This is a genomic window from Haladaptatus rarus, from assembly GCF_054177585.1.
Genome location: NZ_JBPEHG010000001.1, coordinates 56,729 through 82,967, shown reverse-complemented (window position 1 = coordinate 82,967; position 26,239 = coordinate 56,729). Strand labels below are relative to the sequence as shown.

Genomic DNA, 26,239 nt, shown 5'->3' with positions numbered 1-26,239 from the left:
CATTGCGGTGCTTGGCTGGCGAGAGCTCCGCTCGCCGCTTACCGCTCGAGGCTATCAGGCCGATGGTCGCGTAAGAGTGTCCGATTAACCCACGGGAAGCCTCGGGGCGTGACCCCGAGACGGTTCACCCCGAAAAGCGTTCCAGAATCGCCCAATCCTGCTCGAACGGGTTCACAGGTGCAGGGGATTTTACTCGAGTAGATTTGAGAGAAGTTTTGATTGTGCGAGCGAGAGGTGTTCGATAAACGTAGTAGAGGAGATACCGAGTTCCGTAGCTATCTCACCAGCGTTTGCCCGTCTCGGATGGTCGAAGTATCCGCGCGTGTATGCCGTTTCGAGAACAGTGCGCTGGCGATTCGTCAAAACCCCTTTGTCGACGGCGATGAGGTCACTCGGTTTCTCAGCACCCATCTGACTCAGACTTCGTAATTCAACGCCGCCAAACGCGTTTCGAAGGTCAGCGATTATCTCCTTTACTGTCCCGATATCGGGTGAACAAAACGAGACGTGTAAGTTTCCATCGTCTGCACGAGCACCACGAACCGGACAGCCCTTTTTCTCGATACGCTCACAGACACACCCCTGTTCTTGCTCGCGCTCGATCCGTATGAATCCGTCCGATTCGAACGAGACTGACAGCTCGGTCTCCTTCGACAATTCGCCACTCTCTATGGAGATATCCTCGCTGATGCTTCCATCACTAGTCGACGACGCAGTACGCGTTATGTACGCAGCTGCCTCCTTGGTTTCATCTGCGAGCGCCGCAACTTGACATGGTTGCGGGTCGGCGATTCTCAATTCGACGAAGATACTTCCCCCCATGAGGGGGAAAAGAGGCCGCATCAGGGAATAGTTATCGGGCAATACGAATGAACAGCCAGAGATGAATATAATGCACCTCGATATCAAGCCTACACGAATAATCGAATTCCAACGGATTATCAAGGTGATTGGGATCCGGTGTTACTGGATGTAACACCGAGAATACTCACATTAGGCTCTATACGAGAATCGGAAATGGTGGGGGAACCTAATGAGACGAGAGACACTCATAATCGGAACGATTGTAGCACTGATTCTGTTGCCGATGTGGTACATCGGCTTACACGGTGAGCCACCATCGGAAGAGATAGCGATCGATAGTAGTGTGAGCGAGATTCGACCGCTTGCGGGCTTTATCGACACACCGAACAAGCTCTCTCCGAGTCAAGTCGGTGTTATCGTCTGGGTCGCACTGTTCGCTCTTTTCGGTGTTCTTGTGGCGGCTCATCGATTTATGAACGTCGCAGTCAGACCAGAACGACGTATCGAGGTCGCATCGGATGGGGGGCAGATGGATTCTCTGCGGTGGTTCCAGACCGAAGATCGCTGGATCGTCGAGTACCGGGCTGCGAGCAGTACCACCGAAGGAATCGTCGTGATGGGTGCATTAACTGTGCTCGCGATCGTGTTCTCGGCGCTGTTCACGGGCGAGTATCTCACGTTAGCCCGAACGCAATACTTCGGGTTGTACGCGACCGGCCTGTTCCTCTCGCTCACGGCGCTCACGGTGGCCTACTACGCCTGGTTCATACCACACGTGGAAGTTATCGAACGGAGGGGGCACTGATCATGCCGGGCACGAACAAGAACCGAGATGCCATTCAGGAGTATCTGGAACGAACGACGGTAGAGAACACCTGTCCCTGTTTCGAATCTCGCGATATGTCGCTGGACTTCCGGACGGACGAGATGAAGCGACGCGACATCGCAAAGAAACTGGCGACGATCGGGGGATTGGCCGCGCTAGGGAGTCTGGTCGCACCATTGGCGGGGCTCACTCGAGTGTTCGAACGGGAGTACACGGGACCGATCTACTCCGATAGCGTCCACCTGGTTGATGCCGAAGGCGAACGCATCGAGGAAAACCAACTGAACAACGGAGAGATACTGACAGTGTTTCCGGAAACGAATCCTGGTCTCGAGGACGCACCAACGCTCCTTATACGACTTCCAGAGAATCAGTACGGTGGCGAAACGGAAATGGCGTTCACTGTGAGTGGGTACGCTGCCTACTCGAAGGTATGCACTCACGCTGGATGTATGGTATCTGATGTTCAGGATACTACTTTCGTTTGCCCCTGTCACTTCGGGAAGTTCGACCCACAGCAAGGAGCAACAGTCGTCGGTGGGCCGCCGCCTCGTTCGCTTCCACAACTGCCGATCACGCTCTCGAGTGAGGGATTTCTCATCGCAACGGGGGACTTCGAAGGCCCGATCGGGCCGGGGGAGGGATAGTCCGTGAGAAAATCGATTTACGAATGGATCGATGACAGGGTGAATCTCTCGGGTGCAAGCACGTTCCTCGGGAAGGCATTTCCAGCAGAGGATTCGTTCCTCCTCGGTGAAGTTGCGTTGTTTACCTTCCTGATTCTTGTACTCACAGGGGTGTTTCTCGGCTTCTTTTACGAGCCGAGCACGAGCGAAGTCACGTACGAAGGGAGCGTCGCACGCTATCAGGCCGAAGATCTTCCCGCGGCGTTCGTGAGCGTCCTCCACATCACGTACGACATTCCCTATGGAATGTTCCTCCGGCGGATGCACCACTGGGCTGCACATCTGTTCGTGGCGTCTATCGGACTACATATGTTGCGCGTGTTTTTCACGGGAGCATATCGAAATCCACGCGAATTGAACTGGTTAGTCGGCGGTGTTCTCGCATTATTGGCTATCTTTGCAGCATACACCGGATACTCGCTCCCGTTCGACGAGTTCGCAAGCACTGCCACGGGGATCGGTTATAGTATCGCCAAATCTGTCCCCATATTCGGGGGCGTACTGTCGAAGATCGTGTTCGGTGGAGAATACCCATCGAGCGCGACGGTTCCGCGATTTTATTTCTTGCATGTCTTCATCATCCCGGCAGCCATCGCGATCATGATTGCAATCCATATGGCACTGCTCGTCAGACAGAAACACACTGAAGCGACCAGGGATGAGGACGTTGTCGGGGAATCGGTCGTCGAGAAGGACGACGACAGTTATATCGTCGGCCTCCCGCTGTATCCAAATCAGACAGCAGTCAGCGCTGTGGTGTTCTTCCTCACACTCGCCACACTTTCGCTGCTTGCTGGGTTCTTGCCCGTACACAACGTCGCGGAGTACGGGCCGAACGACCCGAGTTCGACACCCACGTTGATAATGCCAGACTGGTTTCTGATGTGGGTGTTCGGCTTTCTGAAACTGATGCCAGCCTGGCTGAGTTTCACGATACCGATACTCGACATCACCGTGTCTACGGAGTTCTTGAGTGGTATCGTCTTGCCGGGAATCGTGTTCCTTCTCGTGTTCGCGTGGCCCTTCATCGACTATCGAAAGACGCCGACGCATTTCACCGTCGACCCGATCTCACGACCCTGGCAGACAGCTGTTGGTGTTGCTGCCGTCGTGTTTATAATGATCGCGTCGATCGGGGGGATGAACAACATCCTCGCAGACATCATCAACGTCCAGTCTAGCGTTATCAATCCCGTTCTGCAGGTCTTGCTGGTGTTCGCCCCGATTGCTGCTGGTCTTGTCACCTATTGGGTTCTTGGAGGCTTTGACACCACGAAGGAACCGACGCCGTTGACGGATGGCGATGGGCGTGATTCGGAAGCATCGGGAGGAAAAGAGAAATGAGAGACCACCATTCGCTCACGCTATCACCACGAAGGTATCGCTGGGTCGATCGAACGTCGAAATTGGCCGGAGTCGCTCTCGTTTCCATCGGTCTCGAAATGGGGGGAGCAACGCCAGAAGGGCTTCTGTTCGGAGTCAGTGGTGCAGGAATCGCATTGACGACCGTATTTATCGAGGAGAACAATGACTGAATCAGATAAAAATCAGACGAGAAAGGATGGCCGACGCACGGTAAATCGGCGGGATTTCCTCAAAGGAATCGGTGTCGCTACAGTGGCGGGCGCTGCGAGCCACGGCGCGAACGGAAAGTTCCTCCAAATGAATGCATTACAAATCGTCGGCGATGACGAATACATCGGAAACTACCCCTATCGGGAATGGGAAGACTTCTACCGCGAGAAGTGGGACTGGGATTCCATCTCTCGGAGTACCCACGGCGTCAACTGCACCGGGAGTTGTTCGTGGGACGTCTACGTAAAGAACGGTCAGGTGTGGCGTGAAGAACAGGCTGGCGATTATCCACGGTTCGATAAATCACTTCCAGATCCGAATCCACGCGGGTGCCAGAAAGGGGCATGTTACACCGACTACGTCAATGCTGACCAACGCATCAAATATCCACTGCGCCGCGTCGGAAATCGCGGTGAAGGAAAATGGAAGCGTATCTCGTGGGACGACGCGCTGACTGAAATCGCCGAGAAGGTCATTCAAGAGGTGCAGGCTGGAAACTACGACGCTATCAGTGGGTACACACCGATTCCGGCGATGAGTCCTGTGTCGTTCGCCGCTGGCTCACGATTCGTAAACTTGCTGGGTGGCGTCAGTCACTCCTTTTATGATTGGTACTCCGATCTCCCGCCTGGGCAACCCATCACGTGGGGTGTACAGACTGACAACGCCGAAAGTGCTGACTGGTACAACGCCGACTACATCATCGCGTGGGGGTCGAACGTCAACGTCACCCGCATTCCGGATGCCAAATATTTCCTCGAAGCGGCATACAAAGGAACGAAACGCGTCGGTATCTTCAGTGATTACTCACAGACGGCCATTCACTGTGACGAGTGGCTCAGTCCAAATCCCGGAACTGACCCGGCACTGGCGCTCGGGATGGCCCAGACAATCGTCACCGACGAACTCTACGACGAAGCACATCTGAAAGAGCAGACCGATATGCCGCTTCTCGTCCGGGAGGACACAGGGAAGTTCCTCCGGGCAGCTGACATCGGCAGTGGAAACAAGAAGGTGTTCGTCATGCAGGACGCCAACGGAAACCTTCGGAATGCACCTGGCTCGCTCGGCAATCGTGAGGGAGAGTACGACCCGAACGCCAGTATCGAACTCGATTTCGACCCACAACTCGACGTCGATACCAATGTCGAAACACAGGATGGCAGCGTAAAAGTACGGACGGTGTGGCTCAAACTCCGTGAGGAACTCTCGAAGTACACGCCGGATCGAGTTTACGAAATCACTGGTGTTGGAAGAGAAACATATCAGCGTGTTGCTCGGGAGTTCGCCGAAGTCGACCGCGCGAAGATCATCCACGGCAAGGGTGTAAACGACTGGTATCACAACGACCTCGGCAACCGCGCCATCCAGCTACTGGTGACGCTGACGGGGAACCTTGGCAGACAGGGCACCGGTCTCGACCACTACGTCGGCCAGGAGAAAATCTGGACATTCAAGGGGTGGCAGAAACTGTCGTTCCCGACCGGAAACGTTCGGGCAGTGCCGACCACCCTTTGGACGTACTTCCATGGAGACATATTAGGGAATATCTCTCCTCAGGATCGTCGACTCATTCAACAGTCGATAGACAGGGGGTGGATGCCGGTCTATCCGGAGAAGCGCGAGAACGGAAATCGCCCCGATCCAGCGATCATGTTCATCTGGCGAGGAAACTACTTCAATCAGGCAAAAGGAGGAATGGCAGTCGAAAATGTACTCTGGCCGAAACTCGACCTTATCGTCGATATCAACTTCCGAATGGATTCTTCGGCCCTGTACAGCGATATCGTTCTCCCAGCTGCAAGCCACTATGAAAAACACGACCTTTCGATGACGGACATGCACACCTACATCCATCCATTTACACCGGCGGTCAAACCGCTCGGAGAGTCGAAGTCCGATTGGGAAATCTTCCGACTGATCGCAAAGAAGGTTCAAGAGCTCGCCCGGAAACGAAACATCAAGCCGAAGCAAGATCGGTCATTCGACCGGCAGATAACCCTCCAGAAGATCCACGATCAGTACGTTCGTGATTGGGAGTCCGACCAACAGGGCGCGCTTCGGGAGGATAAGGCTGCAGCCGAATTCATCCTTGAATACTCGGAAGAGACCAATCCTTCGGACTCGGATGGACAGATCTCTTTCAACGATACGGTCAAACAGCCTCGGCGATTCCTGGCGGCCAGCGACCACTGGACTTCTCCTATCGAAGATGGGAAGGCGTACACACCATGGAAGCGGTTCGTGCAGGACAAAGAGCCATGGCCGACGTTCACCGGTCGCCAACAGTACTACATCGACCACGACTGGTTCCTCGAGCTCGGGGACGAACTGCCGACACACAAAGATCCAGTCGAACTCCAATCCAAACAGCAGTATCCGTTGCGGTATAACACACCGCACGGCCGCTGGTCGATCCACTCGACGTGGCGAGATAACGAGAAGATGCTTCGGCTGCAACGCGGCGAACCACTGGTGTACCTTCACCCGGATGACGCTGCCGACCGCAACATCAAGGATGGAGACATGGTTCGTCTGTACAACGATCTAGACGAACTCCAACTCCAGGCGAAGGTCTACCCGAGTAGTGAACCCGGAACTGCCCGCATGTACTTCGCCTGGGAACACTTCCAGTTCCCGACACGCGGGAACTTCAACACCCTCGTCGGGATGTACATGAAACCGACGCAACTCGTCCAGTATCCCGAAGATTCGGGCGAACATCTGCGATTCGTTCCGAACTACTGGGGCCCCACCGGCGTGAACAGCGACGTCCGGGTCGAGGTCGAACCACTCGGCCAGTCCAGCTCTAACCAGGAGGCGGCAGACCTGATGGGCGACGGTGGCAAAGACGCGAGCGCAGAGAAGCCGATGAGCGATGCGAAAGCAGCTAGAGACGAGTCTGCTGGTTCAACGGCTGATGAGTCCGAAGGTGACGTACCATGACTGCACAAGACGGCGGTGTCAATCTGGCAGAGGGAATCGACCATCAGGTAGCGATGGTCATGGATCTCAACAAGTGCATCGGCTGTCAGACCTGCACCATCGCTTGCAAGACTCTCTGGACAGAGAGTGGCGGACGTGAGTACATGTACTGGAACAACGTGGAGACACAACCTGGCAAGGGATATCCACGGAATTGGGAGAATCTCGGCGGTGGGTACAAATCCCCCAAACAATCCCAAGACACAGCACACGGCAAGCGAAACCCCGGAAAACTCCCATCGGAAGAGGACTATGGACGTGCGTGGGAGTTCAATCACTCGGAAATCTTCTACGACGGTAGCGACGCCCCACTTCGGCCAAAAGGAGAATCACCGAATTGGGGACCCAATTGGGACGAAGACCAGGGTGCTGGGAAATATCCCAACTCGTACTACTTTTACCTCCCTCGTATCTGTAACCACTGCACGCATCCATCGTGTGCCGAGGCCTGTCCTCGAAAAGCGATCTACAAGCGACAGGAAGACGGCATCGTTTTGGTCGACCAGGAGCGATGTCGTGGTTACCGCTATTGCGTCGAGGGATGTCCGTACAACAAAGTCTACTACAACGTTCTTCGCAAGCGCTCGGAAAAATGTATCTTCTGTTATCCCCGTATCGAAGGGTCGGGGCCAGATGGAGAGGTTCATCCACCAACGTGTGCCACTGAATGTCCGCCACAGCTACGGCTGGTCGGGTATCTCGATGACCAAGACGGTCCGATTTACAAACTCGTCGAAGAGTATGGCGTGGCGCTTCAACTTCATCCCGAATTCAACACACAACCGAACGTCTACTACATCCCGCCATTCGCACCACCGCAACACTCCGAAGACGGTGAAACTATCGACGTCGATCGTATTCCACGAACGTATCTCGAAGAGCTATTCGGAGATCAGGTGAACCAGGCACTGGATACGATTCAACGTGAGCGCGAGAAAGTAGAACGGGGTAACGAAAGCGAACTCATGAATCTGCTCACCACGACCAACCCCGCAAAGCAGTATCGACTGGAGGTGTTCAACCAGTGAGAATCGACGGTCATATGGTGGTCTCACGGTTGATGTTCGCGATACTCATCGTCTCGGTTGCGGCGTTCGTCCCGACGTTTACGATGGGGAGGGAAGCGAACGAGATACCCATCTCCTCGGTCGAGAGAGCGAGCGAATCCTCACTCACCCAGCCAACTGGCGCCGCCTGGAACGAAACGGTTCCTGTAGAGATTCCGCTCGCGAGTGCACCGAGTACCGTCCCAAACGCGAACGACACGTCCATCGAGAACATGACAGTGCAGGCCGCACACACCGACCAACAATTGTTCATCCGGATGTCGTGGAACGATGCCACCAGAGACGACAACAATTCGACGACATCTCGGTACCCAGCCCCACAGTTAGACTCGTTCGGTGATGCTGCCGCAGTGCAGTTGCCTGCCAACACCAGTACCCAGCCTGGAATCGCCATGGGAAGTCCCCAGGCACTCGTCAACGTCTGGTGGTGGAATGGGCAGATGGGTACGCAGGAATTGATAGCAGGCGGAGCAGGAACGACGACGACGGTCAATGATACGAATCTCACGAGCAGCGCCAGCTACACCGATGGGCGGTGGAGCGTCGTCTTCACTCGTAATCTCACCGTCGACGGGGAGAACCAAACCGAGATCGAGTCGAACCGTGACCTCGATGTCGCATTTGCGGTCTGGAATGGTTCGAACGGAGAACGGTCCGGTCACAAAGCAGTCAGCGAGTGGAAATATCTGGCCCTCGGTCCTGGCCCTCAAGGGCCGCCCTACACGACCATCCTTTGGGCCATCGCTGGGCTTGCAATTATGGTCGTTATCGTCGTCACCGCAACGGCAGTGAGGCAAGGAGGTTCCTAACGATGGATACGAATACAGAACGACAGGGAGCAAAAGCGGGCGACGAACCGGTCGGTTCCGAACCAATCGATGTCGGCGCCGCGGCCAGAGGAGCGATCTATGCCTTACTCGCACGTGGGTTTGAACACCCCGACGAGTCGTTCCACGAAGCACTCGAAGATGGCTCCATCGAATCACAGCTCGTCTCATTGCTCGATCAGACAGGCCTCTCGGTTACCATCGACGAATTCCACGTAGAGCACGACTATGACACGCTCTGTGCTCGTTACAACGACCTCTTTATCATTGGATTCTCAGAGTACGAAAATCCAGCAGATGGAACGCTCAGATCGACTGACCCACCCATTCCACTTTACGAATCAGCATACCGGTCGGACGTTTCCTGGTCTGACGTGAATCTCGACCTCGCCCGCGCGTACGACTACTACGATGTGACCATCAACGAGAAACGGCGCGAACATCACGACCATCTGCAGTTGCAACTCGAGTTCGCCGGCTACCTCGCTCGTCGCGAGGCAGTTGTAGACGGTGCATCTGCTGCTGCCGCTCGGCTCGATTTCCTCGACAGGCATCTTCGAATCCTGATCGAGGGGATTGTCGACCGAACTCATGGAGAGCCTGGCACCGGAATCTACGCAAAGCTGGTCGATCTGCTCGACGCGTTTACCGCGTCCGACCGTGACGAACTCGCGAACCGATTGGAGGGAGATGAGACGTGATTCGACGGACACTTTCTGGACAGATCTCGACCGTATCGGAGACACTCGCTGACCGCGTTCCTACTGCGGGACTGCCAATAGAGATACGCACTACTTCCGGTCTCATAGCAGTTATCGGCACATTGTTCGCCGCCCTGGTTCGAGTCGCACTCAACATCCCAGTTCGCATGGCACTCGACCTTCAGGCGATGTACGACGTGGCGATACCCATGGCGCTCGTGGGGCCAGCATTCGCAGCACTCGTACTTGGCGTGACGGCTGACACCGTCGTCAAACGCGTTGGATTCGTCGCTATCGGCGTATTCGGCCTACTCACGGCAATCACCCCACAGCTCGCAGTAGCGACGGCCGGCGTCGTAGTAGCTGGTGGAATACTGATTCTCGCCCCACAGATTAGAGACGAATCAAGATGGGACTCTGCAATCCCAACCATCGTCGCTATCGCAATTATGCTTGGGGTCACATTCTCGGTCGGTGCTACTACCGGCCTCCTTCCCGTTCGATTTCGAGCAATCGGCTCCATCTGCGCATTTATCGGTGTCGCCGGCATACCGGTACTCGTCCGCCCCACTACCATCGCCTGGGTCGGTGGCGGTGTGACCGCCGTTGCTATCGTTGCTGCCGCGATAACAGCTCCGTTCGTAACCGGCGCAGTCGCACTGGTCGTCTCCGGCTCAATCGGAGCACCGCTCTTATTGCTTGCGCTCGGGATAGCAGGCGCGGTTACGACGGTACTGACAGGTCTCACACGAACCGCCGCTGCACCGACCATCGGCGGATTACTCATACTCACTGGAGGCAGTCCGGCGACTGTCCCTCGGGCGATCACGATTCTTGTCGGACTAACGTTCGTTCTCAACGCTGGCATCTTAGGCGGTGATACTACATGACCTACGACGACGATCAGGATCCAGCCGATGGTCCCCCAGACCCACAGCTTGATCCAACGAAGAGCCCTGGATTTGGCGCAGATGCTCCCGGCATCGAAGATATCGAAATCGGTCGAGACATCACACTCGGTGAGGCCGACCTCGACGAACTGATGGTCAGCGATACGTCACCGGTCGACGAGATGTCCATCGGGGCGCTGCTCGAGCAATTGACTGAGACAAACCCTGTCAAACGACGACGCGCAGCACTGGGTCTGGCTAAACGTGACCGGACGGAAGCCGGTGTGCTCGCACTTGCGGTGGCTGCGAGGAAAGATCCCGACGATGATGTTCGCCAGTTTGCGGTCGAAGCACTCGGGCAACTCGGCGGTGAGCCAGCAGCTGACACCGCGGTGGCGGCGGCAAACGACGACGACCCGTGGGTTCGCGCAGAGGCGATCGTCGCACTCGACCGCCTCGATCGGCATATGCACGCCGACAGGATCGAAATCGCACTTGATGACAGCCATCACGCAGTCCGTCGAAACGCTCTCATCTCCATCTTCAAACGGCAAGGGACAGATGCACGTGAGGCGTTACTGACTGCGACTGAAGATCCAAGCGAGCGCGTTCGCGAATGGGCCGCTCACATGCTCGGCGGTATCGACGACGAACAGGTGCGGACGACTCTCGAACGACTTGTACGTTCGGACGAGAGTCGTCTCGTTCGTTCGACAGCACAGCATGCCTTGACCACCGATGCTGCTCGATTCCGTCGTGGATTCACCGGTGCAGCGGATACACGAATGCCCAATCCCGAAGAGAACGTCCTCAATCGTTCTCCAGACCTTTAGACTAATACATCAAGTTATGACAAAAATTGACGATTCAGTACGGGAGCAGGTAGAAACCACACTTCGGCAGGTCGAAGACCCTCAAATCGGTATGAACGTTTTTCAGGCCGGACTGATCGATGACCTCCGGGTCACCGATGGTGAGGTAATCATCGATGTCGATCTGACTCGATTCAACCCCGGTGCTATCGAAGACATCGTCGAAACACTCCTATCGGCAGTTACGTCCATTCCTGATGTCGAACGCGCTCACATCGAACCCGGTGAACCATCACAAAATGACCGGGTATCGATTACCGAAATCGGCTCGGTGATCGCTGTCGCCAGCACGAAGGGTGGCGTCGGAAAAACCACAGTAGCGGTCGGATTAGCAGCTGCACTCGCAGAATCACACGACGTAGGGCTGCTTGACGCCGATCTATTCGGCCCGAACGTCCCCAGACTGTTAGATGTCCAAGGGTCGATTCGAGCTGATGAGCACGATCGACCGCTTCCCGTCTCGATCGGGAACCTCGAGGTGATGAGTGTTGGATTCATGGCAGACGATGGACCGTTAGCTTGGCGGGGTGCGATGGCCCACGACGCGTTGTCGGAACTCCTCGCTGAAACTGCATGGACAGATCCCGAAACACTGGTTATCGACCTTCCACCGGGGACGAGTGACGTGGTACTGACGACGCTTCAAGAAGTACCGGTCGATGCTGTCGTCTTCGTTACGACGCCGTTCCACACGAGCGTGGCCGACACTCGGCGGAGCCTACGACTGTTCGAGGAGAACGGTGTTCCGACACTCGGTATGGTGGTGAACATGAACCAGTTCATCTGCGAGGACTGCAACCACTCTCACGAGCTGTTCCCCTCGAAAATCCCCATTGACGAACTCGATGTGCCGGTTCTCGCTCAACTACCGTTTTCGACGGAATTTCAGGAAGCACCTCGACCAGGTTCGATATCTGAGACGTTTACCTCACTCGCCAGGAGCGTAACAGCGCGTCTGGACGAACTCGAATCTATCGACATCCCGTCCAACCCAGTCGACCTTCGAGGACTTCATCCTGATCGACGCTATGACCGCGTTCGAGAAGCATTCACATCGCTCGATGCTGGTGACCCACTATACATCGTCAGCGACCGTGATCCGACTCCTGCCGGAAAGTTTCTGGTGGGACTTGCCGGTGAAACGGGCGACCCAGAAGACGTTCTCCCCGAGTTCGTCGTTGAAAGGAAGGGATTGGATGAGTGGGCATTGCTAGCACGCCATCCATGACGACAGGCTATCGTCTGGCTCATAGTCTCGGCCCATGATTAAACACCCTTCCGTGGAGACTCAGACATTCTCCGCACCTCTACTCCCACGTTCTTGGCTCTCTGATATTTTGTATAATTTTTGATCATCAAGACAGACCCGCTTTGCTGCTGAGACTTGCTACGTATTTGCCATCACGCACGCCACCAGCGACGGACAACCGAAATCAACAGTACTAGAAGTATCATCGTGGTCAGTGAGTCTCCTTTCTTCGTCCTGCCACAACTGAAAGTTTGAAAATCTATCTCTGTATTCAGTTCATCGTTCTGATGGGAGTAAGCGATCACATCCAACTACGAACAATGATTAGATTCTCAATAATAATGTTTTGACATCTCTATTATTTTTGTCTATGGTGAAAAATGATGTTCATATAATGATAAATCGAAGAGATCACCAAAGAGGGATAGCACTAAGCGGCACAAGCCCCTTCGGACTTGGCGGGCTGACCGCGAACGCCGCTGGACAGACGGACGAAACAGACGAGATAAAAACCGTGCACACAACAGACCAAACCGCCAGTAGAGCAAACGTTAGCGTCGATCCGTCGATCGCGACCGATTGGACGATCGAGAAACAAATCTTTGGAAAATTCATCGAGCACAATGGGAGAGATGCATATCCCGGCATCTATTCCGATCACGTGGCCAACGGTTCCTTCGAGGTCTGGAATCTCCCAACTGCGGGTGATCGTACCGCAGTGCTGTATCCTGAGACACCGACCTATGAGGAGATCGCGTATCCATGGGAACCAGTCGAGGAGGCTGGCAGCATCGATTTCGAGCAGACTCCTGGCGGTGACCACGGACGCGAGGCCGAACCAGACTTGGAAGTAGGCGATGGCGTGCCAGCAGACAAACGCCCAACGCCGTCAGGCATAACCGAACCTCGCTACCAGCGGATTTCACTCACGCCAACCGATGAGACCCCCCGGGGTGGCGTCGAACAACGGACCGCGCTGCCAGATGACCGCACGCTCGAGTATGTCGTCGAATTCTCGATCCGAGGCTGGTGGGACAATTCCTGTGAGGTTCGCCTCGAGGCGCCTGATGGGAGCGTCCAGGCTTCTGAAACGGTTTCCGTGATGTTGGATTGGACGCGTCGAACGGTCACGTTACAACTCGATACCCAGAGTGCCCAACGATATCAGGAATCGCCGTTCGGTGAATACGAACTCTCGTTCGTTGTTGAGGGGCAAGGATGGGTAGATCTCGATTGGGTAATGCTACGCGCCGGTGACGCCATCAACGGGAAGTTCAATCCGACGACGGTGGAACTTCTCGATGAATACAACGTGACGAGTCTGCGGTGGCCGGGGGGCAATTTTGCAAGCCAGTATCACTGGCGAGATGGTGTTGGACCGCTCGAGGATCGACCAGTCGTTCCGAACGTGAACTGGGGTGGTCTCGAACGGAACTATCTCGGCACGAACGAGTTCCTCGAGTTCTGTGACATCACCGGCATCGAACCCATCATCAACGTTGGATTCTGGTCGGAAATCCCGCCCGAAGAGGTGGTCAACTGGGTCGAGTACGTCAACGGGGATCAGTCGACAGAGATGGGCCGACTACGTGCGGAACATGGCTATCCCGACCCGTGGAATGTGACCTCGTGGCAACTTGGTAACGAAGTCTATGGTCAGTATCAGATCGGCAATGCTGACGTGTACGACTATGCCGACGATTTTCAGGTGTACAGGGATGCGATGAAGGCAGCCGATTCAAGCATCGACGTCCACGCCGTCGGTATCGACCCAATGTATACAGACTTCCACGATGGCTCGTCTGAAACTCGGATAGGAGAGCCACCCATCTGGAATCAAGAGCTGTTCAAAATTGCCGGACAATCGGTTACGAGTATCGATATCCACCGCTATGTCCGGGGTATCGTCAATCAAGCCAAGCGCGAAGACTGGCTGCAAGCAAACAACACAGACCCGGTCGGGTATAACGAGGTCCTTGTGAACTTTCCCACGGAATTCGACCAACTCGTGCAGGAAGTCGTCGCGGAAGCTGCCCAGCACGGCATCGACGGACTCCAAATCGACGTCGGAGAGTGGAACCTCCAACCCCGGGTGAGCTCGGGGTGGCCACGAGCGGACTATCCGACGATGGCCCATGCAGCCTTCACGGCTAGTATGCTCACCACCTTCATGCGTCGCGGCAATGCCAGCTCGATGAGCCACATGCGTGATAACTCGTTGTTTTGGCGACCGTACCCGATCGATTTCCGGCCGGTCCCACCCGGTGACTATGCGGCACAGACCTTTGCAGAACCCTTCGGAGACGGTATCACGGAGTGGAACCGTCTCTCAGTAACCGTCGATAGTCCAACACTGACCATCCCTGAAACAGGTGTCAGAATCCGTCGGATGGAAAACGTCTCCTACGTGGACGCAACCGCCATCATAGATGCAGAACGGCAGTCCAAAGCGATCGTCTACGTCACAAACCGGAATTTACGGGACACGTATACGACCGACGTGAGTGTCGATGGCTGGTCACCTGTTGGGGACTCAGCTGCTGCCCACGTCCCGGTCGTCCTTCAAACACCGACGAGCGATGACCCATTTGCAGAACAGTCGAGCTGGACGACGACAGATGGGTTCACCCGAGAAACCCTCCAATTGGAGCCAAACGCAGACGGAAATATCGAGGTGACGATGCCGCCAGCCTCCATCGCAAGGCTCGAATTCACGCTCTCCGAGCTGTTTTCCACCGAGACCATCACCCAAAACCAGCCGGATAGAGACGTCTGGCACCAAGTCGATTCAGATGACCAACGGACTCGCATCGTTATCGCACAGCCACTCTCGTTCAATGGTGGGCAACCGGCGCATGTCCGTCTTCGAAACGTCGTCAATGGCGACTTCGAGTTCAAACTCGAAGAATGGGACTATCTCGACGGCTCGCACGTCAGCGAAACGTTCCACAGTCTCGCTGTAGAACCGACTGAACAGACGGTGCAGTTGGAAGATGGCACGACTTATCGGGTGAAAGCAGGAACAGCGGCTGTCGACCATACCTTCGAATCTGTTTCGCTCGGGAATTTCTTCGGGACGGAGACACCGGTCGTGCTCTCGCAGGCACAGACATTCAATGGGCCCGACCCGATCGTCACCCGGCTACGAAACGTTTCAAGCAGTTCGTTCGAGGTGCGAGTCCAAGAAGAGGAGGCCAAAGGCTGGCACACGACTCAAACGGTTGGCTACATCGCGCTCCAGCAGGGAACAGGAGAGCTCGATGGAAGACCGTTCGAAGTCCAGCGAACTGATACTGTAATCGATGATAACTGGACGAGCCTCACGTTCGACCAACAGTACGAGCAACCGCAGTTCGTCGCCGACATGCAAACGTTCAACGGCCCGGATACGGCAACTCTCCGTTATCGGGATCTCACAAGCACCGGCGTCGAGGTCAAGGTCGAGGAGGAGCAAAGCGCCGACACCGAGACGAGCCACACGAACGAACGCATCGGGTACGCTGTCTTCGAGGGGTCTGTGTGATTGATCTCAGGCGTGCGTTCCTTTCAGAGGTGGTAACTCATCTCTACAGTAGTCACACAAACCCACAAAACCTGTGACACAGCAAGTGTGACATGGATTTGGAATTCGAGGATGCAATATTCCACGGTCGGATAACTGATTGGCAATTTGATGATACGGTGCCGCAATAGCAAAGGCAACGATAATCGTGGTTCAAGGAGAGTAATGTCGAAATCACGTCCCGAGTTCCGATCGATACGAAGAACAGTGCTTGGCACAGCAGCCGCGAGCGTCGTTGGACTGAGTACACTCGGCGGACTCGTCGCTGGAGCAGGGTCAGGTGGAGAGCAAACAGGCCAGGTTGTGACGATGGGTGCCGAGGCAGGAAAGAAACGAGTCACCCTGTATGGAACCATGGCTGACTTTGCCGGTCACGAGTCTGTCTGGGCGGGATTTACCTACAAAAAGAAAGGAACGATGTCCGGGAGTATCGGCGAGGAGATCAAACTCTGGAATCCGACGGCGGCACCAGCACGGTTACCACCTGACGACCAAGAAGGCCCTGCGTTTTCACTGACGTTCGTATACGGAGAAGAGGGAGTGAGCGAAGAGAGCGAGGAATGGCGGCTCAAGCCGGGCAACACCTATACGTACCAAGCACAGGCACGTCTTCCGGACACCATCGGTTCCGTTCCGATTCAGGGTGAGCCCCGAGAATTCACGATTCCAAGCATTGACGAGTGAGAAGTCGCTGGACGATACCGGGACTTAGATCGCAAGCCGTGCCCTTTTGCGGGTTCTGTCCGTACTCTTCGTAATGGAATACGGCCGTCTCGTTGCGGTGTACGACCGTCTCGATGCGACATCCTCGACGCTCGAGAAGACCGAAATCTTAGCCGATACCTTCGAGGATGCGGGGGAGTTGCTGCCGGAGCTCACCCAACTCGCTCGTGGCCGTCTGTTTGCCTCGTGGGAGACCGATGACCTCGGCGTCTCTTCGTCGCTCACGATGCAGGCGATCGCGGGCGCTACCGGAATAGACGACGAGCAGATCGAGTCGTGGTGGCGTGAAACAGGGGATCTGGGAGATGCTGCCGCAAACGCCGTCGAAAACAGTCTCCAGACCACGCTCGTCTCGAACACGCTTGACGTTCGCACCGTCTACGATACCCTCCGTGGACTCGCCGAATACGAAGGGGCCGGAAGCCAAGAACGACGCACTACCGGTATCGCTGGCTTGCTTGCAGACGCCGATCCGAACGAGGCACGCTACGTCGTTCGGACTATCGTCGGCGCACTGCGACTGGGAGTGGGCGAAGGAACGATCCGTGACGCACTGGCTATGGCGTTTCTGGATGACTCCGAGGAAGCAGTCAGAGCAGTCGAACGAGCCTACGAGGTCACGAACGATTTCCGAATCGTCGGCGAAACTGCACGTGACCGGGGGCGTGACGGACTCGATGATCTCGAAATCGAACTGTTCCGTCCGGTGAAAGTGATGCTCGCACAGAAAGCCGCGACCGTCACGGATGCACTCGAGGCGATCGAACAGCCACTCGTCGAGTACAAGTACGACGGGATGCGAGCGCAGATTCACGTTCGAAGCGACGACGTCAGAGTGTTCACCCGGCGACTCGAAGACGTCACGATCCAATTCCCGGACGTCGTCGGTGCTGTTCACGAAGAAATCACGGCCGAGAACGCCATCATCGAGGCTGAGGTAGTGGCTTACGACCCCAAGACGGGGAGTCCGATCCCCTTCCAAGACTTCTCTACGCGTATCAAGCGAAAGAACGACATCGAGGAGATGACGACGGAGTACCCCGTGACAGTCCGTGTCTTCGACCTGCTCTATCACGACGGCCAGTCACTCGTTGAAACGCCCCTCACTGAGCGAATCGACCGTCTCGAGCGGCTTATCGACCACGATGGAGAGACGGTCAAGCGGGCTGAAAATCTCCGACCAGCATCAGTGGACGATGCAGAATCGTTTTATCATGACGCACTTGGGGCCGGTCAGGAAGGTCTCGTTGTAAAGGACGCGAACGCGGCCTATCAGCCCGGCTCACGCGTTGGCTACATGCTGAAAGTGAAACCGACGATGGAACCACTCGATCTCGTGGTCGTGGGTGCGAAATGGAGCGAGGGTCGAAAGAGCGACTGGCTCGGTCGGCTGCGACTCGCCTGCTGGGATCACGAGCGTGAGAAACTGCGCGAGGTCGGACGAATGTTTTCGGGACTGACCGACGCAGAACTCCGCGAAATCACGGAAAAACTCGAACCGCTGATCCAGTCAGTCGATGGTCGAACAGCGAGACTTCGCCCGGAGGTCGTCATCCAGGTCGAGTACGAAGAGATTCAACGATCGACCACGTACGATTCAGGGTACGCCCTCCGGTTCCCACGATTCGGCGGCTTCCGTGAAGATCTCGAGCCCGAAGACGCCGACCGGTTCGAACGCGTCGAACGCCTCTATCAGGAGCAAAAGACACAATGAGATACATCACAGGCGAGACGTTCCTCTCGAACAGAAGCCGCGACGGTGGTATTCGATGACAGCAGAGGCGTCGGTCAGTCTCCGCGACGGAGTGCGAATCGACCTCACGACTGGTGAGACGGTCGTCGCAGACGCTACTGAACCAACCGGCGACGCCATCGTCCTCAGCCACGCCCATGGCGATCACCTCTATACGCAGGCGCCCGCTGGCGTGATCTGCTCGGATCTCACCGCCCGTCTCGCTACCGCTCGACGAAAGGACGAAGGATTGCTTCCCCGCACAACACACCCAGCGGTCGAACAGGTCTCTGCAGGCCACGTGCCCGGATCACGCGCCACAATCGTCGAAGACAGTGATGGAACGACGTACCTCTACACCGGCGATTTTTCGACGCGAGATCGATTTGCGCTCGACGGGTTCGACGCCGAAATGGTCGCCGCCAAGTACGACGTCGACGTGCTCATCACCGAGACGACGTACGGAAAACCAGAATACGTCTTCGAGGATCAGAAGACACTAGAGCGCCGAATCGTCGACTGGCTCAACGACACGTACGACACGCCCGTCATCCTCTTTGGATACACACTTGGACGCGCACAGGAACTCGAATTGCTCGTCAACCGGTCCGAGCGTGAGCGATTGTTCGTGACGGAGGCCATCGACCGACTGAACGAAATCATCGCGGATGCCCGTGATGTGACGTACGACGCTGAGCCCTACGGGCGGGACGTGACGATCGGGCCAGGTGACGCATTGGTCCTTCCCGCCCAGACGAACAAACTCTCGTTCGTCGATCACATCGTCGAAACCACGGGTGCGATGAAAGCCGGATTCTCTGGATGGGCCATCGAGGATTCGTTCAAGTATCGCGGCGACTTCGACGAGACGTTCGTTCTATCCGACCACAGTGATTTCTCGGAACTCACTACGACCGTCGAAATCGTGAATCCGAGTCGGGTGTACACACAGCACGGGTTCGCCGATGAGTTCGCTGCGTACATCGACGCTGAATTCGACGTCGATGCACGTTCGCTTAAGAAAAATCAGACGTCACTCGATGAGTTTTGACTACTGTACCGCGACTAAAGGAAGTCGTCATGGGGATTTGGAGTGCACCCGGGCCAGAAATTGTGCAGCTAGCCAGCGACGGGGTTGGATCGAACCTTCTCAGTATTCTCGTCGCCTGTGTCTTTATTATCTGTGGACTATTGGGGTGACCTCCGTCGACGACGAATGGACTCGTCATCGACAGTTGTCTGTGTTTGCCTCGGTTACTGTCCATCTGTCGGATGAAATTTGTGACACCTCTCCAGAATCGGAGTCAAAAGAATGTACCTCATGTACCTCACGTACCCCTACCTGAGGTAGTTAATTATAGGGCAGACAAGGGTATATGCTTTCTGCAACCGGTTCAAAAAACAGTAGATGCCATTTTGGATGCCTCGCTGAGAGCGATATCTGCTTCGTCACCGAACCGTTCCCGGTTTGGGCACTTCTCTTCACTCGATCAAATAGTATCGTCCGACCGTCAGCACCGCCCAGTCGGTGAGAAGACACGACGACGACCGACCGTGCAGCCGACCAGCGGGACGACCAAGCGGTCTATCATCTACTGTTTCGGGGTAACGAGGAACAAAATGCACGACGCCCCAGTCGTGGCGAAACTCCATGGTGAGTCGATGGTGGCAAATCGTTTCGACTGGGGCGTTTCCACGACAGACACACGCTTGGTGTCTAATGACGTTTCACTCTTGTTTTGCCTGTGCTGTGTGCTTCCGTTCCGCTGATAGGGCCGGTGGGGTATGGAGCGGATGATAACCGACCCAGATAGACCAAGACTAGAATACGAGAAAATAATTATGACTAATCTCTCAAAACCCGCCTATGGCTGGCTGATTAGCGGGCACGTACCGACTGCTTCATTTTCCAGATGGTAGCCGAAAAATACCTCATGTACCCTACCTGAGGTGGTGAAACATTGGGCGGGAGTATATGCGTTCTGCAATCGGTTCATAAGACAGCAGATGACGTTTTGGATGCCCTGCCAAGAACGGTAGCACCGCCCGGTAGATGAGAACCCCCACCGACGAGCAACAGGCAACCCGTCCAGTAAAAGTGCGTTCCGAAGGTTATGCCTCGTCAGGGTTTGCATCCTGCACTTCGACGATCTCCGCCTGTGGGATGAATTGTTCCTCCCCACCCGTCCGAATCTGGATCGTCTGGCCGGGAAGGTCGGGATCATCGTCGTCTGCCGGTTCCTCCGGAACGGAGAGCGCGACGACCTCATCGATAGTGATCGAACGACGTTGAATCGGGTCGTCCTCGTGCTCGACTGTCTCCCAGATTTCGACGTCGAAATCGCTCATGGAGGTGCCGAAGTATTCCTCTGTATCCTTGTTGACGGAGTCTTCGGTCTGTGACTCTCCTGCCGTTCGGTTCCCGTCTTCGACCTGTTCGTGTTGGTACTGATGGACGTGTACGAGCATCGTCGCAGGTACGACAGTCACCGAAGAAAGAATTCTGCATGAATTATCGTGCAGGGTTACTCGGGGTCGTCTTGTGCGCCACCTCACCCGTCTACAATGCCCGGTCTCGAAGACGGATTTCGGAATACTACGTCGAGACCTGCACCGTGTTCGCTTGGCAATTGCAATTCCGATGGGTGGAACAACTGCGAACACCGCCAAGAATAGCGTTTGATCAGAACAGAAGACGACAATCCACTACGTGAAGATCACATCTCCACACAGACATCTGTGGCCGGGATGCAGACTCGCTGGGTGCTGTGTTCCCGACGACGACGCATCACACGACTGCCGAATGCGACTGCGAGAGCCAGTGCGATCACACTGCCAATCATAACGGGATACGAGACGGCAAACAGTATGGCGAGAAACGCCAGATACGCTGCTGCCCACCCCATGATCGTCGTTCGAAAACCGTGCGTCGAGGCTGGAGTCTGTTGCCTGTCCGGCAACTGCGTTGGTATCGATCTCATCACAGCTAGATGATGGACGGCTATCTCCATAAGTATAAGCTGAATTACATTTATGTAGAGCAAGTTACTGAAATCTATTTCACCGGACTCAGTATAACGACGGTGACGATGAATGGCAATCAGTGTGATTCAACGTGATGGTTGAGCGGTCACAAACACCAGTAGTTGTGTCGGCCGGGAATCAGCACAACCAAGAAATCCATCGGCTGCAATTTTGGACTTTGCGTGGAAATATGGAATGTATGAAGTTCGCGACACCCCAGTCGTGGCAAAACCCCATGCACAGTTGGTGGCGAATCGTGATGACTGGGGCGTTCTGGATGACAGGTACTCGTTGGTGGCTAGTGGCTTTTCGCTCTTGATTTGCTGGCGCTTCGTGCTGCCCATTCCGTTGATAGGGGGCAGGTAGATATGGAGTCGGTTGTCACCAACTCAGGTAGACCAGGACGAGAGAGAATAAATCATTGTAACCAGTCTCTCACACACTGCTCGGAATGGCTGAACTACGAATGCACGTGCTCCAATCTGGTACATTTCAATTTGGACTTCCTCCATACCTTTTCAGGCCTAGCAACAATTATGCGTATCCACATTCGCAACATTTTTAATTTATTAAAGTAGCACATTACTTATGTATGTATTGGCCGAGGTTGTAAACAACCTTATTTCAGTGTCTATCGTTGGTCTCGTTGGTCGATCGGTCTGGAAGCTCCTCAAATACCCGGAGAAAAATCATCGAGAGCTCGTGCCGAACTGGGAGCGGCGAGTAACGACCGTCATTGGTGTTCCACTCCTGTTAGTCGGTCTTTCGACGATGGTAGATGGCCCACTCGCAGTTTCGTACAATGCACTGTCGATTACCCTTTTCGGAGCTGTTCTGTCTGCGTACCCCGATTTCACGCCATCATCGGCGGGATGATCGAGAATTGGAGCACTTACTCTAAGTGAACATCTGCCTCTTTCACGGTCTCATGAATCGTCCCCATTGCGATGAAATCGGCAGTCGAATCGATGATGTCACCAAGGGGTGTGTCATCGTGAGGGATGCCGATAGATTGGTCGAGATGGTCGATGACGAGCGTTAGCGCATCGCTCAACGTGGTATCTGATGCCAATCTAAATCGACGTGCCGCACAGAGTATCTCGATTGCAAGAATGTGCTGTGCCTTCCGGATGGTTTGGCGAAGCGTCCGCGTCGCCATGGTTCCCATACTGTGGATGTCCTCTTGTCCAGCGGAGACGGTGATCGAATGTTCGCTCATCGTGCCGTTCATCACCGACTCGGCAACCAAGCCAGCGGCAGTGTACTGTGCAATCATCATTCCGGACTCTGCGCCCGGACGCGCCGTGAGAAATGCCGCGACGTCGTTACTTCCTTCTTCTTCCAGTAGCTGTCGAGTTCGACTTTCGCTGATCGAACCCAACTTCGTAACGACACTCGTGAGCGTATCGGCTGCGCTCGCGATACTCTGGCCGTTGAACGCGCCACACGAATACGTTTCACCATCGGGGAAGACGAGTGGGTTATCACTGGCGCTTTCGAGTTCATCCTCGACGATATTCCGAGCAAAGTCGACGTGCGTGCGGACTGTGCCGTGAACTTGTGGGATGACGCGAAGTGAAAGCGGGTCTTGTCGCATCTGGAGTGACTGATCGTCGTCGTCACCGAGTATCGACCGAACGTTGCTTGCCGAGACAGCGTGCCCGTCGTGGGCGCGAACGTGAGAAATCCGCTCATCGAACGTTTCAGCGGCGTCTCCCAGCAACGCGAAGGTCAGCGCACCGATCACGTCAGCTGCCCGAACGAGGACATCGGCGTCGTGGACGGCAAGGGACAGCATGGCGGTCATGATCGGTGTGCCACTGATGCTAGCCAACCCTTCTTTGGGTTCGAACTGCAGTGGCTGCACTCCGACAGACTCCAAGGCAGCCGACCCGTCGAGCGTCTCTCCATCGATTTCCGCTTTGCCTTTTCCCATCAGTACAAGTGCGATGTGAGCACCTGCAGCGAGGTCATCACTGCTCCCCGCGAGTGGCATCTGTGGATGCACGCCCTCGTTGAGCAACGTACAATACTGTTCGACCAATGCCGGTCGAACACCTGACACGCCGATCGCAAGTGCGTTTGCTCGAACGAGCATCGCTGCTCGGACGACCTCAGTTGGTGCTGGGTCGCCGACCGCAGCCGCGTGGCTTTCGATGATGTTCTCTTGCATCTGTCGCAATCGCTGTCGTGAAACGGAGACGTCCTGAAGATCGCCGAGACCAGTGTTGACACCGTAAACGTGTTGTTCCTTGGAATCGACGATCGATTCGACGGCATCGCGAGATGCCTGCATCGTTTCGGCTGCGTTCTGTGTCAGTTGGACGGGTTCGTGATCGCGCGCGACTGCGATGACGTCTGCTATCGTAAGTGTTCCATCGAGTTCTATCATTATCGGTTTTGTAGACGGGTAACGTGGTAGGTGAGCGATACTAGGCGGCTTGGGCAGCAGTTCCTTCATCTGTGACACCGCCAGAGGGAGTCACATGGCCTTCCAATCGTGCGAACGCTTGGTCGAGGAAAATGACGAGAAGGGCCCCCGGAATCGCTCCGGCGAGAAGGATCTCGGGTTGGAAGCGTTGCTGGCCGAGGATCACCCACTTTCCAAAGCCGCCAGCGCCGATAAACGCCCCCAGATACGCGACGCCGATGCTCATGACCGTCGAGGTTCGAATCCCACCGAAGATCACCGGGCTGGCGAGGGGAAGTTCGATCCGCCAGAGACGCTGGCGTTCCGTCATCCCCATGCCTTGCCCCGCTTCGATTTGGGCGCCGTCGACCTGCCGGATTCCTGCAGCAGTGTTTTTCAGTATCGGGAGCAATGCGTAGAAGAACAACGCGAGGATCGCTGGGCGTTGGCCGAGCCCGAGAAACGTAAACGAGAGGGCGATGACGGCGAGTGGGGGAATCGTTTGTGCGACGGCACCCATGTTCATCACGATTCTGCCAAGTATCTTGTAGCGAGTAGCCACGATTCCTGCGGGAACGGCGACGAGGATCGCTGCAAACTCCCCGATCAACACCATCCGAAGATGGGACGAGAGCAACGATGCAAACTCGTTCTGATTGCGGAGGATGTACTCGATCCAGCCGGTTGCAAGGCCCGCGAGGATGGTATCAAACATGTGATGCCCCCTTCGTGAGATCGGTCGAGTCGATATCCAACGCTGTCTTGATGTCTCGTTCGCTCAGTTCGCCGACGACCGCTCCCTCGTCGACGACGGGGACTGCGTCCTGCGTCTGTGTGAGGAGGACCTGAAGTGCGGCCTTGAGTGACGTATCCGAGCGGAGTGTTGGGCCAGCGTCGGCGTGGTCAGCCGCCGATGTCGTTTGCATCACTTCGCCAACGGTTACCGTCTGCAATCGCCTGAGAAGCCGATCCTCGCCGATGAACTCCTCGACAAACTCGTTTTCGGGATTGGACAGCAGGTCCTGTGGCGTATCGAACTGCACGAGTTCGCCGTTGTACATGACCGCAACGTGATCGCCCATCTTGAGCGCCTCGTCGATGTCGTGTGTAACGAACGCGATCGTGACGTCGAGTTCGCGCTGGATTTCGAGGAACTCGTCTTGAAGTTGCTCGCGTGTGATCGGGTCTAAGGCACCGAACGGTTCGTCCATCAGGAGGATATCCGGATGCGCTGCAAGCGCCCGCGCAACGCCAACACGTTGTTGTTGTCCTCCGGAGAGTTCACTCGGATAGTTATCCGTCACCGACGGCGGGAGTCGGACGAGGTCGACCAGTTCGTCGACGCGATCGTCGATCCGTTCGTCGTCCCATCCGGAGATGTCCGGAACGATTCCGATGTTCTCCCTGATCGTCATGTGCGTGAACAAGCCGATGTCTTGAATGACGTAGCCGATATTTCGTCGATGCTCGATCGGGTCTCGCTCTGCGAGCGGCGTCCCATCGATGAGAATCGACCCCTCGGTGGGTTCGATGAGCCCGTTTATCATCTTCATCGTTGTCGTCTTTCCACACCCCGATGGACCGACGATCGTCACGGTCTCACCGGCAGGGATATCGAAACTGACGTCTTCGACGGCGACGGTTTGGTCGTCGTATACTTTCGAAACGTTTTCGAACGTGATCATGCGAGCTACACCCCCGTTCCCGGAAGGACTTTCTGAAGTCCGTACAATCCCGAGTCGATTGCGATGGCAAGACTCGAGATGACGAGTGCTGCGCCGACGATCTGATCTGGGTTATCGAGCCGGATACCAGCGAAGATGCTGTTCCCGAGCCCGCCAGCACCGAAGAACGCTGCGACCGTCGTGATAGCGACGAGCAACACCGCAGCTTGGCGAATGCCCGTCATGATGACCGACAGCGCGAGTGGGGTACGGACTCGCAACAAGAGTTGTCGATCCGTCATCCCGAGTCCTCGCCCGGCTTCGACCATCGACGGATCGACGTTCGTCAAACCAACGTACGTGTTCCGCGCGATCGGTAACGCCGAGTAAAGGGTCAACGCAACGATCGCCGCCGGGACACCGATTCCAACGACCGGGATGAGAAGCGAGAGGAGCGCGAGACTGGGAATCGTGAGGATGATTCCTGCCGTCCCGAGCAATATTTCGGCGGCGCGGTCGTTCCGTCTGACGAGCACGCCAGCAGGTATCCACAGCAATATCCCGAAAAAGAGGGCTGTCAAAGCGATGTTGAGATGCTGGATCGCTTGTTCGAGTAACAACCCGCTGTTCTCCGTCATCCAG

At 55.7% G+C, this 26,239-nt stretch carries 22 protein-coding genes; 15 read left to right on the top strand and 7 right to left on the bottom strand.

The window, feature by feature from the left end; all coding sequences use genetic code 11:
* Nucleotides 1-189: 189 nt before the first annotated feature.
* The gene (locus ACR3FE_RS00385) at nt 190-822 is read right to left on the bottom strand and encodes a helix-turn-helix domain-containing protein (RefSeq protein ID WP_458204531.1); all 633 of its coding nucleotides are present in this window, start codon (nt 820-822) and stop codon (nt 190-192) included.
* 211 nt (nt 823-1,033) lie between these two features.
* Between ACR3FE_RS00385 and ACR3FE_RS00380 the strand changes: the two genes are divergently transcribed.
* From ACR3FE_RS00380 to ACR3FE_RS00315, 15 genes are all read left to right on the top strand, one after another.
* Nucleotides 1,034-1,609: a hypothetical protein gene (locus ACR3FE_RS00380; protein ID WP_458204529.1), complete on the top strand. Its 576-nt coding sequence runs from the start codon at nt 1,034-1,036 to the stop codon at nt 1,607-1,609.
* 95 nt (nt 1,610-1,704) lie between these two features.
* Nucleotides 1,705-2,277 carry a QcrA and Rieske domain-containing protein gene (locus tag ACR3FE_RS00375; RefSeq protein ID WP_458205986.1) on the top strand — a complete coding sequence of 191 codons (573 nt, stop codon included), beginning with the start codon at nt 1,705-1,707 and terminating at the stop codon, nt 2,275-2,277.
* 3 nt (nt 2,278-2,280) lie between these two features.
* Nucleotides 2,281-3,660, top strand: a complete 1,380-nt coding sequence (locus ACR3FE_RS00370) for a cytochrome b (RefSeq protein WP_458204527.1) — start codon at nt 2,281-2,283, stop codon at nt 3,658-3,660.
* Entirely contained in the window at nt 3,657-3,851 is a 195-nt protein-coding gene (locus tag ACR3FE_RS27770; protein ID WP_472850182.1) for a DUF8120 family protein, read from the top strand. Before ACR3FE_RS00370 ends, ACR3FE_RS27770 begins: the two co-directional genes overlap by 4 nt.
* Nucleotides 3,844-6,837, top strand: a complete 2,994-nt coding sequence (gene narG, locus ACR3FE_RS00365) for a nitrate reductase subunit alpha (RefSeq protein WP_458204525.1) — start codon at nt 3,844-3,846, stop codon at nt 6,835-6,837. The genes ACR3FE_RS27770 and narG overlap by 8 nt, the downstream gene beginning before the upstream one ends.
* Entirely contained in the window at nt 6,834-7,904 is a 1,071-nt protein-coding gene (narH, locus tag ACR3FE_RS00360) for a nitrate reductase subunit beta (protein ID WP_458204523.1), read from the top strand. Before narG ends, narH begins: the two co-directional genes overlap by 4 nt.
* A gap of 32 nt (nt 7,905-7,936) precedes the next feature.
* Entirely contained in the window at nt 7,937-8,752 is an 816-nt protein-coding gene (locus tag ACR3FE_RS00355; protein ID WP_458204521.1) for an ethylbenzene dehydrogenase-related protein, read from the top strand.
* 2 nt (nt 8,753-8,754) lie between these two features.
* The gene (locus tag ACR3FE_RS00350; RefSeq protein ID WP_458204519.1) at nt 8,755-9,471 is read left to right on the top strand and encodes a molecular chaperone TorD family protein; all 717 of its coding nucleotides are present in this window, start codon (nt 8,755-8,757) and stop codon (nt 9,469-9,471) included.
* Nucleotides 9,468-10,361 carry a DUF8068 family protein gene (locus ACR3FE_RS00345; protein WP_458204517.1) on the top strand — a complete coding sequence of 298 codons (894 nt, stop codon included), beginning with the start codon at nt 9,468-9,470 and terminating at the stop codon, nt 10,359-10,361. Before ACR3FE_RS00350 ends, ACR3FE_RS00345 begins: the two co-directional genes overlap by 4 nt.
* On the top strand, nt 10,358-11,194 hold the full coding sequence (locus tag ACR3FE_RS00340) for a HEAT repeat domain-containing protein (protein WP_458204515.1): 837 nt from the start codon (nt 10,358-10,360) through the stop codon (nt 11,192-11,194). The genes ACR3FE_RS00345 and ACR3FE_RS00340 overlap by 4 nt, the downstream gene beginning before the upstream one ends.
* A gap of 16 nt (nt 11,195-11,210) precedes the next feature.
* Entirely contained in the window at nt 11,211-12,461 is a 1,251-nt protein-coding gene (locus ACR3FE_RS00335; protein WP_458204514.1) for a P-loop NTPase, read from the top strand.
* 682 nt (nt 12,462-13,143) lie between these two features.
* Nucleotides 13,144-16,005: a hypothetical protein gene (locus tag ACR3FE_RS00330; protein ID WP_458204512.1), complete on the top strand. Its 2,862-nt coding sequence runs from the start codon at nt 13,144-13,146 to the stop codon at nt 16,003-16,005.
* A gap of 246 nt (nt 16,006-16,251) precedes the next feature.
* Nucleotides 16,252-16,728: a hypothetical protein gene (locus tag ACR3FE_RS00325; protein WP_458204510.1), complete on the top strand. Its 477-nt coding sequence runs from the start codon at nt 16,252-16,254 to the stop codon at nt 16,726-16,728.
* Nucleotides 16,729-16,801: 73 nt separating this feature from the next.
* On the top strand, nt 16,802-18,481 hold the full coding sequence (locus tag ACR3FE_RS00320) for an ATP-dependent DNA ligase (RefSeq protein WP_458204509.1): 1,680 nt from the start codon (nt 16,802-16,804) through the stop codon (nt 18,479-18,481).
* A 55-nt stretch (nt 18,482-18,536) separates the two neighbouring features.
* Nucleotides 18,537-19,550 (top strand): MBL fold metallo-hydrolase, encoded by a 1,014-nt coding sequence (locus tag ACR3FE_RS00315; protein ID WP_458204507.1) that lies wholly within the window; start codon nt 18,537-18,539, stop codon nt 19,548-19,550.
* Nucleotides 19,551-20,611: 1,061 nt separating this feature from the next.
* Here the strand turns inward: ACR3FE_RS00315 and ACR3FE_RS00310 are convergent.
* From ACR3FE_RS00310 to ACR3FE_RS00285, 6 genes are all read right to left on the bottom strand, one after another.
* A complete protein-coding gene (locus tag ACR3FE_RS00310; protein ID WP_458204505.1) occupies nt 20,612-20,968 on the bottom strand; it encodes a hypothetical protein in 357 nt (118 codons plus the stop codon).
* Nucleotides 20,969-21,216: 248 nt separating this feature from the next.
* A complete protein-coding gene (locus ACR3FE_RS00305) occupies nt 21,217-21,480 on the bottom strand; it encodes a hypothetical protein (protein ID WP_458204503.1) in 264 nt (87 codons plus the stop codon).
* A 935-nt stretch (nt 21,481-22,415) separates the two neighbouring features.
* A complete protein-coding gene (locus tag ACR3FE_RS00300; RefSeq protein WP_458204501.1) occupies nt 22,416-23,915 on the bottom strand; it encodes an HAL/PAL/TAL family ammonia-lyase in 1,500 nt (499 codons plus the stop codon).
* A gap of 40 nt (nt 23,916-23,955) precedes the next feature.
* Nucleotides 23,956-24,648 carry an ABC transporter permease gene (locus ACR3FE_RS00295; RefSeq protein ID WP_458204499.1) on the bottom strand — a complete coding sequence of 231 codons (693 nt, stop codon included), beginning with the start codon at nt 24,646-24,648 and terminating at the stop codon, nt 23,956-23,958.
* On the bottom strand, nt 24,641-25,618 hold the full coding sequence (locus ACR3FE_RS00290; RefSeq protein WP_458204497.1) for an ABC transporter ATP-binding protein: 978 nt from the start codon (nt 25,616-25,618) through the stop codon (nt 24,641-24,643). Before ACR3FE_RS00290 ends, ACR3FE_RS00295 begins: the two co-directional genes overlap by 8 nt.
* A gap of 5 nt (nt 25,619-25,623) precedes the next feature.
* A complete protein-coding gene (locus tag ACR3FE_RS00285; RefSeq protein WP_458204495.1) occupies nt 25,624-26,235 on the bottom strand; it encodes an ABC transporter permease in 612 nt (203 codons plus the stop codon).
* Nucleotides 26,236-26,239: the final 4 nt, after the last annotated feature.